The sequence below is a fragment of the Mucilaginibacter oryzae genome (assembly GCF_003148845.1).
GTDB classification, from domain to species: Bacteria; Bacteroidota; Bacteroidia; order Sphingobacteriales; family Sphingobacteriaceae; genus Mucilaginibacter; species Mucilaginibacter oryzae.
Map to the genome: position 1 here is coordinate 61883 of NZ_QGHA01000017.1, position 13052 is coordinate 74934.

Annotated in this window: 11 protein-coding genes and 1 pseudogene; 6 read left to right on the plus strand and 6 right to left on the minus strand. The window is 44.4% G+C overall.

The window, feature by feature from the left end; translation table 11 throughout:
- The first annotated feature begins 27 nt into the window (after positions 1–27).
- Positions 28–2265, plus strand: a complete 2238-nt coding sequence (locus tag LX99_RS23935; protein ID WP_146203211.1) for a hypothetical protein — start codon at positions 28–30, stop codon at positions 2263–2265.
- Here the strand turns inward: LX99_RS23935 and LX99_RS23940 are convergent.
- The 5 genes from LX99_RS23940 to LX99_RS23960 all read right to left on the minus strand — a co-directional run bounded on the left by LX99_RS23940 (position 2260) and on the right by LX99_RS23960 (position 7669).
- Positions 2260–3243, minus strand: coding sequence for a D-alanine--D-alanine ligase family protein (locus LX99_RS23940; protein ID WP_109610613.1), 984 nt, complete (start codon positions 3241–3243; stop codon positions 2260–2262). The genes LX99_RS23935 and LX99_RS23940 overlap by 6 nt on opposite strands.
- On the minus strand, positions 3182–3658 hold the full coding sequence (locus tag LX99_RS26520) for a YbaK/EbsC family protein (RefSeq protein WP_109610614.1): 477 nt from the start codon (positions 3656–3658) through the stop codon (positions 3182–3184). The genes LX99_RS23940 and LX99_RS26520 overlap by 62 nt, the downstream gene beginning before the upstream one ends.
- A gap of 6 nt (positions 3659–3664) precedes the next feature.
- On the minus strand, positions 3665–4318 hold the full coding sequence (locus LX99_RS23950) for a DNA/RNA non-specific endonuclease (RefSeq protein ID WP_109610616.1): 654 nt from the start codon (positions 4316–4318) through the stop codon (positions 3665–3667).
- Positions 4319–4906: 588 nt separating this feature from the next.
- Complete coding sequence (locus tag LX99_RS23955; RefSeq protein ID WP_109610618.1) at positions 4907–6022, minus strand: S1/P1 nuclease; 1116 nt, start codon at positions 6020–6022, stop codon at positions 4907–4909.
- A 687-nt stretch (positions 6023–6709) separates the two neighbouring features.
- A complete protein-coding gene (locus LX99_RS23960) occupies positions 6710–7669 on the minus strand; it encodes a hypothetical protein (protein WP_109610621.1) in 960 nt (319 codons plus the stop codon).
- Between the two features lie 395 nt (positions 7670–8064).
- On the opposite strand from LX99_RS23960, the gene LX99_RS26325 reads away from it, so the two are divergent.
- From LX99_RS26325 to LX99_RS23980, 5 genes are all read left to right on the plus strand, one after another.
- Positions 8065–8196 carry a hypothetical protein gene (locus LX99_RS26325; protein ID WP_281270999.1) on the plus strand — a complete coding sequence of 44 codons (132 nt, stop codon included), beginning with the start codon at positions 8065–8067 and terminating at the stop codon, positions 8194–8196.
- Between the two features lie 86 nt (positions 8197–8282).
- Positions 8283–9962, plus strand: a complete 1680-nt coding sequence (locus tag LX99_RS23965; protein ID WP_109610623.1) for a tetratricopeptide repeat-containing sensor histidine kinase — start codon at positions 8283–8285, stop codon at positions 9960–9962.
- 7 nt (positions 9963–9969) lie between these two features.
- Positions 9970–10638 carry a response regulator gene (locus LX99_RS23970; protein WP_245928003.1) on the plus strand — a complete coding sequence of 223 codons (669 nt, stop codon included), beginning with the start codon at positions 9970–9972 and terminating at the stop codon, positions 10636–10638.
- A 254-nt stretch (positions 10639–10892) separates the two neighbouring features.
- Positions 10893–11165 (plus strand): hypothetical protein, encoded by a 273-nt coding sequence (locus LX99_RS23975; protein ID WP_109610627.1) that lies wholly within the window; start codon positions 10893–10895, stop codon positions 11163–11165.
- 463 nt (positions 11166–11628) lie between these two features.
- Positions 11629–12210, plus strand: coding sequence for an IS3 family transposase (locus LX99_RS23980; RefSeq protein ID WP_109610629.1), 582 nt, complete (start codon positions 11629–11631; stop codon positions 12208–12210).
- A gap of 571 nt (positions 12211–12781) precedes the next feature.
- Here LX99_RS23980 and LX99_RS25835 read toward each other — a convergent pair.
- Positions 12782–13052, minus strand: a pseudogene (locus LX99_RS25835) (hypothetical protein); the annotation flags it as partial.

The following is a 13052-nucleotide window of genomic DNA, read 5'->3' on the forward strand; positions in this document are numbered from 1 at the left end:
GCTGGTAATAGACTTTCGGAAGGAAAAATGATCGAAAAGATAGCTTTCGAGATCAATACAGCTTCACTGAGCGTTAAAGGCCTACCTTCGTTCGGGTATTTTTTCAATAATTCAGAAGGTGGCGTATTGAAAAAACGGGCCTTCAATATAATAAAGAATGCACTTTCCGAAGCTATTCCGGTTCTTGGTAAAGCGGCAAATGTCGGAGCGGATTTGATATTCAAATCAGGAAGCTTTGATTCTGACTATGTTTTCAATTCCAGTATTACAGAAATCATCCTGATCTTAAAGGCGTATATCGAATTCGCACTCAAACAGATCCCGTTGATACTTAACATAGAGAATATACAGATTATTGATCAGACCTCGGTAGAACTGTTACGGCAGATCATTGAAAATACCGATAGCACGATGCACGTTTGGGAATATACCAGCAATGCGGCAGTAAAGATCCCGGAAAGCGTGCTCTCAGAAAGGTTCACGATCAAAAACGTCGATTTTGAGATATGGGACTTGAAAAAGCTATCGTTTGAAGACTATTTGCAGATCATTTCCGGAAAAGGGCTGGACAAAAAAAGTTTGGATGCCATTTTAAAATATACCTATATCAAATACAATGGGGATCTTCGGAATTTAACTGATACTGAAGTTTTATTGGGTATAGACGAGAATGTAAAAGAGATCATTAATTTGGTCAGTGACGATAGTTTCAATCCAAGGGGTTTTAATATCAACAGTCTGGTAGAAAACGAGAAGTTCGTCCTGATTGCAATTGTAGCACATAATGCGCAGGTATTGATTGATGACCTCATCTATTTGACTAACGCCAAAGAGGTCAGGAATCTCATGATCGATGTTGACCTTTCCCTGGCCAAACTTGAAGAGCAAGAACTGATCCAGCGAAATGGTAATCGTATAAGCATCAAACATGATTCAATAACTCGGGAGATCGTTTCGGGAAAAGAATACGTCAGGTTATTGTTTATCGCCTACAAGATATGGTCGGATTATTATGCCGATCTATTGGAACGAAACCAGTTCTTTAAATATTCAAAAGAACACATCTTGTATCTATTGTTCCACTGCTACTTGCACTATTCGCCGGATAAATGTCTGACGATATTGGCGGACATCAAGATCATCGTAGCAAATGCGATCAGGCCCGACACTGCGGTCGACTATCTGGAATCGGTAAAAGAGAATTTGAAAAGATCGAGCCGGACTGACCTTGACAAGATCTATTCCCAACTAGTGGATATCTACTACGGAGCCGGTATTTTCGACAAAGCATATAATCTTCTGCCTGAGATACACGCCGATACGTCTTATAAAAAGATATATCACGCCGCGTTACTTAACCGGCTTGACCGCCATCAGGAAGCGGTTGATTATATCAGCTCGGTGCTGGAGACCGGCATAGGTAAGCGGACTGAGCTTTGCCTGAAACTTATCCTATTGATCAGCAAACGGACTTTACTTGAGTGGGATGAGTGCGAATCGATCTACGAAGATATTTACGGCAACCCTGCCTACAAAGAATTTTTTGAATACGGGTTCTTTCTCCGAAACGCGGAGATCATATTGCCGCTTCGCCCCAGCGTACTTGCCGCACAGGAAAGCGTTGTTTTCTTTGCTGAACGGAGATCGACCATTCAGTTAGCCCATTCCAAGATAACATTGGCAATGTTATACGCCTGGACCTCTAAATTTGCAGAAGCTCGACAGGAACTGAACGAAGCCGGCGAGTTACTTGACGGCAAGACGTTGGAGCGACACATCATTTTTAATAATAAAGCTGCCGTCGCTTTACATCTGAATGACTGGGATAATGAAATTATAGAAGAGTATCTGCAGCAAGCCCGCATGACCGCCTTGACCTCATTTGATAAACTGGCCATTTACAGCAACCTTCTGATAGTTTACACCAAAACCAATAAGCACGATCGAGGAGAAATGGTAATCAATAACATATTGAAAGTAATGGAGGATGAGCCCGATCACATTATGCACCGAATATGCTATTATCATATTTCCAGGTTCTACAAGAACCACAACATAGATCTTTATCTTTACTACCAGTTGGAAGCGCAGAAGGTCCATGGAGCGATGACCTCAAGCGACGATTATCATCTGTATTGGGAAAATCGGCTATTTGGTGCAAATCATGCCGTTGAAGATTATGCTACCCTACTGATCTATGATTATGAGCCTTGCTTTATCTCTTACTGGCATTTTGATATCCCTCATATCGAGGAATTATCATAAGCAATTCTGGATGATCGTTGTAAGCATTGTTTCAAACGTGTAACCGGTTTGCATAAAGGCACAAGCAAAAGTCCCGTCTTCCCCGAAGAAAATATCCGGACTTAATTCGATCATGGAAAATTTATTATCATCATAGCGCCCATCGATACGTAAATTTTCGACCTTTCCCAGCATTTGAAATATCTGCCGGGCTTGTTCGATTATTTCTACGGGAATCTCCGACGTTATTATTCTATTATAAATATTTACCTCATTTTCTTTTTTTATCTCGTAGCTATACAAGCGGTCCTTTAAGCCGCCCTGATCGTTATCATAGACAATCTCTACAGCCTCGCAGATTTTTATTTTATCCTTGCTGCCTGACAAAACGAAACTGATCTCACGCCCGAAAACAAATTCCTCTATCAGGATCTCTTGTTTGTAAATATCAAGCAACTCATTTGCCAATTCACAGGCTTGGTGACGGTCGTTTTTCAAATTTGTTTCCGCTATCCCTATAGAACCGCCCTCAAAATTCGGTTTGACAACAAGTGGCATCTTCAAATGAGCGATTTCCTGAACGGTGATAGCCTGGTTGACCAACACATGTCCGGGGCTATACAGTTGAAATTTTTTACAAAATTCCTTTGACATCGCTTTGTCTTGGCAAATGATGTTGGTATAGGCATCTGCTCCAATATATTTTATCTTATAGGCTTCACAAATAGATGGGATCAGTGCACGCCGGTTACGGGATTTTCGTCCTGACCATAGTGAAAAAACGATATCGATCTTGTGTTTGGCAATGTTATTAATAAAAAGGCCGGGATCATCATAGTGGATCACCTCACGGCAAACCCTCTTCAAACCATTTAATATCGAGTTAAAATAGGGTTCTTCTGTAAATTCCAGATCATCAGTTGCTAAATCAACATTTTTAAATGTCTTGATCGTGTCCGCGATCAAAACGATACGATTTGGGAAGATTAGGGTTTCCATGAGTAAAATTTCCTAAAATGAGATGAGGTAGTTGAAATATATGATTCGTAAGAAAAAGATTGCCTACCGTCGCTGTCGAATTATTGGTTCCGGTGAAGCGATTGTAGAACAGTTTAAGGCAGACCAAATGATATTGGCAGAACTCTACGTTCCAAGGATTAATCAGGCCCTTTGATAAATTGTAAGCTAATAGCTCCTCCGACGACATAAAGGAGATATTCTTTATATGAAAAACATTTTTGACAGCGCGGAAATTTACTCGGTCGCATCCACGGGAATGGAGCGCGATCTTTCGTTCCCCTATGCCCAATACGAGTGTTTTTAATTCTTGTTTTAATTTGATACCCCGTGCCTGGCTGGCCTGCCTGCAATCGAATACTTCATGATGAACGATTTTTCTTACGGAGAATTCCATTGATAATTAACAGTTATCCTTTATTGAATTGTCAAAACTAATATTTACGGGCAACTCCTCAGTCCCGGTGTTGCGGTTGTCGAACCGGTTTAACAGCAATCCACCTTGTCTCGTGAAAATACCGAAATCAATTTTGTCAGGTATACAGGTGAGATCGGTGTATAATGGCCTGATGAAATAAAAAATTCCAGGGTTTCGCTGACAGTACCTTTCCATCGAACGGAATAGTTTTCCCTGTAATGATATCCCCCGATTGAGTTCTTTCAGTTGGGGATAAATGTTTTGGTCTAATTGCCCGTCGTTACAATGCGCGATGAAGTGCCCCTTATCGTAGCCTTCCAGTTGGGGAACGTTTTTGAAAGAGCCCATCTGCCGCAATCTGTAGCTGTTTCTTTTCGTCGGATTGAATGCAGATTTAGCAAAAACGAATACTACCCGGGCCGCCCTGCCAAAAAAATCATCACTGTAATCGTCGGTACAGTCAAAGTACATCATGTAATTTCGATTAACGTTATCGTTGAAGTGGCGGACATCAGCGTCTTCGAACTGTAACTCATACAGTTCTGTCAAATTTTCAGACAAGGCCTTGCGAAGATATTCGACTGATTTTTCGTAAGTCGTGTTTGGTATTTCTGAAAAAATACGGTAATAATTCTTCACGCGTAAACAGGTTTAATTATCTAAATATATGAATTTTTATAATTCAGAATATATTGATAATTATTAGTTATCCGATGTTCCATTTCTTTTCATTAATATATAACAGTTATGACTGAATACTGCTGAACAATAGTATTTTTGATCGGATCCTATATACCGGCTCATTTAATGTGCATTTCGGTCAAGGTTTGAGGGGGCAAAAAAACTAATTTCAGAATTTACTTAATTGCTAAGTCGGTAATTTACGTTTTAGCTATTTTGTAAGTTGAAATCATAAGGATTATATTTTATTCTTTAAAATCAGCTCTAATGAAGCGTGGGCCTAATAGGTAGCAGTAAAAATAATATACTTATATAAAAAGAAAGAGGCTGTATCATAAATCATTTTACACTATTGGTGTCGAAATTAAATTTTGTTAAGGTGTAAATAGATCTCAAAACGTAATAAAAAAAGGGCAATTTCAAATCGAAAATTGCCCTTTTTTTATTAGTGACCAGCCGATGTCGAAATTTTATTTGGCCACTGACGGCCAATTTTGATTTATGATACAGCCTCTTTCCTTTAACAATGACTATTGCCTTGTCAACTCACTTTTCAATACTTATTGCGTGTACATCCTCGACAACAATCTCAGCCTTGCCCTGATAGTCAATCACCTTTCCCTGCACAGTAATGGTCTTATCATCTAGCTGACCCGCGAATTGCCTGGCATCTCCCTTCAATACCACTGTCAATAACTGCTTTGGATAAGCTGCGCCAAGATTAACCAGTACCATACTCTTGATATCTTTACTGCTAAATACCTTTCCGGTAACAGTAACATTATTTCCAATGTTATTTTTTACATCCTCAAGTTTGATCTTCTGAACCTGAGCAGAAGTGTTTGATAGCGGAGGTGCAGGTAACAAATCTACCTTAGTGATCTTAACCTTCGTATCATTAAACAACTTGTTCAGCTCCCCGGCCAACCTGATACCAGCCTGGTCAATCCGCAAATGGACGGTTGGAATATACTTCTTATAATAAGCTTCATCGATATTTTGACCTGATTTAACATCAGCGTAAAGCTCGGAACTGATCCGGTAACTCTCCCAAAGCCATTCCATCGGGCTGTCAGCCTGCCATTTCTTAATTTGCGCATCATTGGCCCAGTCATATTGTTTTGCAATTTGCTCCTCGCTTAATCCTTCATGATCGATCAGCTTGCTATCCCAAAGGCTGTGCAGGTTAGTCCCTGCATTATCGAAGCGCAGCTGGATCGTGTTGCCGCCTTTATCTTCGGCACGGCTGATATGCATCGGTTGATGAGCGTCACCGACTAAATGGATCAGGTATTTAAGGGCGCTGTTCTTTTGATCCGATGTCGAAGCCAGGTCTTTTAAAATAGCTTTCTCCTTAAGTATGGCCCCGTAAACATTATCATTGCTTTGCTGATTAACATACTCCACAAATTGCTGGTGGTTCAGACCCAAAGGCAGGTTTAAAAAGTGCCATTTACCCGTTGTCGGGTTGCGGTGATCGTCCGCCCATGTACTCACATCCGCCATGCTTTCACCTCTTAAATAAGCAGAAACAGCATAGGCTGTATTTGACGTTAAATGCTTTTGCGCTATAGCCGCCACAGCCCTGTGCCCTTTATATCCCCAGGAAATCAAAGCTGCTGATAAGGCTATCAAGGTAATTGATAATACTTGTTTTCTCATGTGGCAAATGTAGGAAAGCAAATGACAGGTGGAGATCTTTATTTGAATTTTGCTAACTAATTTAGTATAGTCTTTGTGAAATCACCAGTCACGACCGCAAGAGTCCGGATAAGGGTTTAAAAGTCAGGTTGTGACCAAAGTATTCTGATTACGCTAAGTGCCTGTTTATCAAATACGGCCCGCAGGTTTGATTTGCCAGTTGGGTTTGGTAAGTTTAGGTATCCAAACTGAATGATCATGAAAAGACTCCTTATCATGCTGTTCCTGGCTGCCGGAACGCTATTGTGTCATGCAAGCTTTAACTTACCTGTTAAGACCTCTAATAACAGTTTCGCTACCTGCAAGGGAGAGAGCCCATGCAGAGCCTGCAGGAACTGCAAATACTGTAAACGTTGTGCAAAGCAGGGGCTGACATGCGGGGTTTGCAAAAAATAGGCTGAATGACAGAACCGGCTCCCCGGCAAGCCGCCCGGGTTGCCGGGTAATCGTTGTCCAGGCTTCAGGAGCTGGACCGGAAGAACCTGTCATCGCCCGCTTTTCTTAATCGAGGCATAGGGAAAATGCCATAGGCTGACGGTAATTATTTCCGGTTACCTGTCTGCCAGGTCAATCGTAAATCCAGTCCCACACTTGTTGCAATTGCCTTATTGGAAGCCAGGTGTATTCCAGGCTGATTAAACCCTTCCTTTAGTTCTTCGCCGCAGCCTGGTATGCATATTTGTTCAGGATATAGATCGTTAATGGCTTCAGCCTGCGTTCCCGGTGAATCGGGTGAAAGCCGCCCGACGTATAAAACTCGACATCTCCGTCGATTTTAGAATACCAGACATGGCCCAGTGCCCTTTGTGTCAGGGTATCCGGCCTGGTGATCTTTTTGAAATAGGTCATTTGAAGGCTGTCCATCCCGAAAACGTCCGAACCGGTTAATTTCTCCCGGCAGGAAATTGACCGATAATGGTCCCCTGCCCAACACATGCACTGTTCCTTACTTTTCTTTGCGTTCCAAACCCAAAATAGCCCTCCTCCTGAAGTACAAAGCAACAGCAGTAATATAACCGCATTTCTTAACCTGGGATTTCGGGACATTTTAACCGGGTCGGTGCGAAGCGCCTGATTAAGCGCAGCCTCAGCAGCACGGCCAGGCAACTGATTGGTCGTCCCTGCGGGTACACCCGGCGTAGTCAGGATAGCTGATATTTCCCTTTCTTCCCCTGTTTTTTCTTCTTTTGATGTCCTTTCCGGCAAATTCATTTTTCCGGCTTCGGATTGATGCATTCTTTCCAATTCGGCATAGGAGCGGTCCCACGCGTATGGTCGGGGTCTGAAGTCGATCAGCCAGGCCAGCAACTCGATGTTTTTTTCCTGAGTTCCGGAGGTATCCCCCTTTAAAAAGTTATCAAGGGTTTTGAATTTCGCTGCTTTATGGTTTGTGATCGCCCGCATATAGGCAGCAGCATCTTCGCGATACCCAAAAAATTGCCGGAGTATTTTTTCATCATGACGGTGGTCATAACGCGCGGTAAAAACAGCCATACATTCCTCCCGCAACCTGCCGGGCGTGGTATGGACCAAATTGGGCGAGAGCTGGTTCGCCCTTTTCTTTTCGTGATAGGTCAGCAGGACTTGCTTTTGATAATCAGCAAACATTTTCCAAAAAAATTTAAAGTAAAACTAACGGAATTTTCGGAATTCCGGCAGCATTTACGGAATCCTGCCGGAATGAGCGGAATTACCGGAATTCCTTGCTGCAAAGCGGTTTAGCCCGCTATACATTTGCTTTCGAAATCAGACGGGCATCCCGATAGCTACTGGAAAACCTACCCGTCAGGTTTCAAAAAAAGAGCAGCGAAAGCGGCAGCCGCTAACCGGCTTGGGAAGCGGTGACCCGGCTTCCGCGACCGTTGCTCACCCTTCCCAAAAAAATGTAAGAAGCGCTTCTTACGCAGTTTGCCAGGCCCGGGACCGATCCCCCCGGGTGCCGGCCATTAGCTTACTTATTTAAATTTTTCAGGAAAATGTTTAATCTATTCTTCGCAATATTTATGGCATTCGCATGCCCTGCACATACCTCCCACACCGGCAACAGTACCGGAACAGTAACCATCAATGCCGACAGCGGCGGAGATAACGGGCACCTGCCCCCTCCGCCACCTCCGCCGCCAGGCGGTTTTTGATCCCGAACGAAGAGGCAGGCCGAAAGGCCTGCCTTTTTTAATGCCCCGTGATCTTACTTCACAGCTTTTTCCTACATTTATCTCCAATGATCACCTTAAAAAAGCTGTCTTATGGCCCGGGCCTCTGCCTGCTGATACTGTGTTCCTGCCGGGAAGCCAAACGGCCGGCACCGAAAGCCAGCTGGGATACTTACCGCAAAGCCTATGCTTTCCTTTCCAGCCGGCCCGATTCCGCTTTTTATTATTTCAATGAAGTCGTATCTGCTTCCAAAGACAGCCAGCAGGTCGCCATGGCCTATACCAACATGGGCATGATCCAGTCGGAAGCGGGGGATGATTTCGGTGCGCAGGAAAGCCTGCTGCTTTCTTTGAAGTTCCTGAATGAAAAGGATAGTAAAGACCACAGCAGCCTGGTCAATGATTACAACGAACTGGGCATGACCAGCTTCAACCTGAAAAACTACGATGCTGCGATCAGCTTTTATGACCGCGCGCTCGCTGCCACTACCGATGAGCAGCTGAAACTGGTGATCCTGAACAATAAGGCCAATGCATACCGGGAACAAAAAGCGTATGGTCCCGCGCTGAACCTCTATAAAACAATTACCGGGCAAACCAAAAAAGAAGGAACTGCTTATGCACGTGCGCTGACCAACATGGCCGCCACCCGATGGCTGAGCGACCCGCGTTATGATGCCGCACCCGAGCTGTTAAAAGCGCTTGCGATCCGGGTGAAGGAAAAAGATCAATGGGGGCAGAACTCCAGCTTCGCACACCTGGCGGATTATTATGCCCGCAGCCACCCGGATTCCGCATTGAACTATGCCCGCAGGCTGTACGCCACCGCGCAGCTGCTCCAAAGCCCGGACAACCGGCTGGATGCCCTGGAAAAACTCGTCAGGCTGGCAACCCCAAAAGAAAGCAGGGCCTTTTTCGTAAAATACCGGGAGCTGGGCGATAGCATACAGGCCGCACGAAATGCCGCCAAGAACCAGTTCGCCCTGATCCGTTATAACGTACAGAAAGAGCGGGCAGATAAACTCAAACTGCAAAAAGACAATACGGAAAAGAACTACCAGATCGACCGGCAAAGGCTCATCATTACAGGCTGCCTCGCCCTGATCCTTTCCGGGACTTCTTTTATCCGCTTCTGGTTCCGCAAACGGAAACAGCAGACCGAAATGAAAGCACAGCAGGCCATCAGGGAAAGCGAGCTGAAAACCTCAAAAAAAGTGCATGATGTCGTCGCCAACGGCCTTTACCGGATCATGAAGGAAGTGGAAACCCGGCAAGACCTGGATAAAGCCACCCTCCTCGATAACATCGACCACCTCTACGAAAGGTCCCGGGATATTTCCTATGAGGGACAAACGGCACAGGCGATACCCTTCCATGAACGCCTCGCCACCATGCTGAATTCCTTTGCCACAGACCAGATCCGGGTGCTGTCCGCAGGTAATACCGAAAGCCTCTGGGAACATACCAATTCTACCCAGCAGGACGAACTCTGGCATATCCTGCAGGAGCTCATGGTCAATATGCGCAAACACAGCCAGGCAGCAAACGTAGCCCTCCGGTTTAACGCCGGGAACAAAAAGATAGCTGTCCATTACACCGACGACGGTACCGGCATCCGCGGTACCCTGAAAAAAAAGAACGGCCTGCGGAATACGGGAAACCGTATCAAAGATATAGGAGGCGAACTTATCTTTGACACCAGCCAGGAAAAAGGCCTGAAGATCCATATATCCTTCCCGGTCATCTAAAAGCTGTATGATGTTTAAAAACGTATTGATCGCCGAAGATCATGAAAGCGCCAGTATTTCCATCAGGAAAACCCTGACGGACCTCGGGGTTCCGACCCCCGATTTCGCCTATTACTGCGACGAAGCCCTGAAAAGGATCTCTATTGCCAATAAGCACAACCGGCCCTATGAGCTGCTCGTCACCGACCTGTTCTTCGAACCCGACGACAACCCGCAGCAGCTCCCCGGCGGAGAAGCGCTGATCGCAGCCGTCAGAGCCGCGCAGCCCGACCTCCGGGTACTCGTCTTTTCCGCAGAGCATAAAGCCGGCGTGATCGAACCCCTGTTCGAAAAACTGAAGATCGACGGTTATGTCCGCAAGGCACGTCATGACGCCCAGGAACTGCGCACCGCGATCGAAACCATTTTTGCAGGAAAAGTACATTACCCCACACACCTCCGGCAGGTCACAGCCCGAAAGAATGCCTATGATTTCACAGAACTGGATATCATGATCATTTCGCTGTTGTCGCAAGGAGTATTGCAAAAGAATATTCCGGATCATTTACAGCAAAACAATATGGTACCCTCTGCTTTAAGCAGTGTGGAAAAGCGGCTGAAACAAATGCGGGACGCCCTGAAATTTTCGAAAAACGAACAGCTCGTGGTTTTTTGCAGGGATATGGGCATCATCTGAAATCAGGCGTTTGACGCAATTGATCCTGTTAATGATACGATAAAAATAGCAGGGGACGCAGCATCGCGCCCGTCCCCTGTAACCTAAACCTTATCACAAATCGGGCCGGACGGCCCTTTTCTTTTGCTAAGGTAAGCAATTGTATATGTAAATAAAACCTTTTACCTTTTCCTTGCCGAAGGGGAATAGTGACGCAAGGATTTCCTTCATTGAATTGTCTTGTCCTGAAATAGCTTGTCAATAAAGACAAGAAAATGAAAGCAATTCCAGGGAAGAAAAAGAAAGTAGCGGCTGTCGTGAGACGTAAGCCATTTGACAAGGTCGAAGAAAAAACTAAAATTAAGATCGTTGAAGAGATAAAAACCGGGATGATCAGTTTCCTGGGGGCAAGTCGAAAATATCGGGTTCCAAGAAACACGATAAAAGCATGGGCTGGTAAGCTTAATTTGACTACTTTGCTAAATGCAGACAACTCTTCAGCGGACCCAAAGTCAGGAATCAAAGTTACTCATCAAGAAAATACATGAGCTTACCAAAGCATTAGAACTATCCCAATTGAAGAATCTTGCTTTGGAAACAATGATCGAAGTAGCGGAAAGTGACCTTCATATCAAGATCCGAAAAAAGCGTGGTACCAAACGGTCTTAAGAATGCGGCAAAAGCGACCAGAATATACCCTGGTAGCTATTTGTGCAATGTTTGGTGTCAGCCGTCAGGCTTATTACTTAGCTCATCATAATGCGGCAAGGACGAGTATAGCACATATGGTTGTGTTGATATTGGTGGGTGAGTTCCGTGCTGCTGTTCCTATGCTGGAAACCAGAAAACTATTGCATCTGTTCATTTCGGAGATGGAAAAACATGAGATAAAGATGGGGCGAGACTTGCTGTATGACTTATTACGCTTTCATGGACTATTGATCCGCAGGAGAAAGCGCATGGTTAAAACAACAGATTCCCATCACTGGCTAAGAAAGTATTCTAACCTGATTGCGCATCTATCCTTGTCAAGCACCAGAGCAGCTCTGGGTGAGCGACATCACCTATATACGTACACTGGAAGGCTTCAGTTACCTGAGTCTGATCACAGACGCTTATTCCAGAAAGATCGTTGGACATGCCCTGAATCCCAGTCTGGAAGCAATTGGCTGCATTGCAGCCCTGGAAATGGCAGTAGACAGTAGAAAACGGATATCTCCATTTATCCTGATGCATCATTCTGACCGTGGAATACAATATTGCTCTCAGAATTATACAGCCCTGTTAAACGAGGATAGGATCGCGATCAGTATGACCCAAAGTGGAAGCTCCTATGAAAATGCGCTTGCCGAGCGCGTTAATGGAATTATCAAGAATGAATTCTTTCCTAAAAAGGTTTATCAGAACCACAAGGAGGCAAAGAAAAGTATCGCAGTGATCATTGGCCATTACAACGAGCGGCGCCCTCATGCAAGCTTGAATTATCATACGCCGGACCAAGCACATGGCATGTCTGGTGAAATTCAAAAGCGTTGGAAGGGATATTCGCGCCCTAAAAAAGGAAAGGAGGAAAATCAGGTTATCAACATTTGAGAGCGTGTGGGCAAAAAGAAAAACGCATTAGGATACGGAAAACTGAAGGAGTTTCCCACATCCTAACACGTCAATAATAACGATAAGGGGAAAGCTTTCAGCTATTAAGAAAATAAAAAGCGTACCCTTGTAAAGTAAAATCAGGACTAGGGAATATTGGTGTAAACTAATTCCAGTATTACTATTCAAAAACGACAAGTAAAACCAGGACGAGACAAATCCTGGAAATTCCGGACTCGTTGACCAATGCGTTCCGGAGAAGAGTTCAGGGCGTTCCGATACACTTTGATCATGCTATCCGCCTGAATTAGATACTTTAATTTAATATTCATTAACACAACCCGTTGCTCAAATGAGCACGGAAGATCATGGCCAAGTATGCCGGAATATCCAGCGTAGGTCGGCTATGGACGCCTCAGGATGCGATATACAAACGCCTTCTCGGGAATCCAATTAATTGGCTAGAAAAGAAGGGGATCGAAACTTCTTTGATAGTGCTAATCAACTCTGGAATGAGGTTATGGATAAATAAGTTGTAATAGCCACTATTTGATCTGACAGTTGTGTGTTTTTATAAGTTGCCAGATTTGATTTGTGAATATAGTTTTTTCTCGTGTAAATGCATCGACACAGATTCTTCAGAGCCCTTTTTGTGAGGGCTCTGAAGAATCTGGTCATCGGCGAGCCTCTCCAATAACTTTTCCTGTGCCATTGGTATACTGTCGATGAGCGTTTGCATGGGCGTTTTACCAAAGCAGTATTTCCCGCTGTGTGTCCGTTCATTATTATAATTGTACATCCATCTGTCCAGATCTGCCTGGAGTTCAGCTATGCTGCGATAG

Bases quoted from the DNA above. Each gene is read 5' to 3' on its own strand.
- LX99_RS23935 (WP_146203211.1), top strand. From the start codon at position 28: ATGATCGAAAAGATAGCTTTCGAGATCAATACAGCTTCACTGAGCGTT.
- LX99_RS23940 (WP_109610613.1), bottom strand. From the start codon at position 3,243: ATGGAAACCCTAATCTTCCCAAATCGTATCGTTTTGATCGCGGACACG.
- LX99_RS26520 (WP_109610614.1), bottom strand. From the start codon at position 3,658: ATGGAATTCTCCGTAAGAAAAATCGTTCATCATGAAGTATTCGATTGC.
- LX99_RS23955 (WP_109610618.1), bottom strand. From the start codon at position 6,022: ATGAGAAAACAAGTATTATCAATTACCTTGATAGCCTTATCAGCAGCT.
- LX99_RS23960 (WP_109610621.1), bottom strand. From the start codon at position 7,669: ATGTTTGCTGATTATCAAAAGCAAGTCCTGCTGACCTATCACGAAAAG.
- LX99_RS26325 (WP_281270999.1), top strand. From the start codon at position 8,065: ATGGCATTCGCATGCCCTGCACATACCTCCCACACCGGCAACAGTACC.
- LX99_RS23965 (WP_109610623.1), top strand. From the start codon at position 8,283: ATGATCACCTTAAAAAAGCTGTCTTATGGCCCGGGCCTCTGCCTGCTG.
- LX99_RS23970 (WP_245928003.1), top strand. From the start codon at position 9,970: ATGATGTTTAAAAACGTATTGATCGCCGAAGATCATGAAAGCGCCAGT.
- LX99_RS23975 (WP_109610627.1), top strand. From the start codon at position 10,893: ATGAAAGCAATTCCAGGGAAGAAAAAGAAAGTAGCGGCTGTCGTGAGA.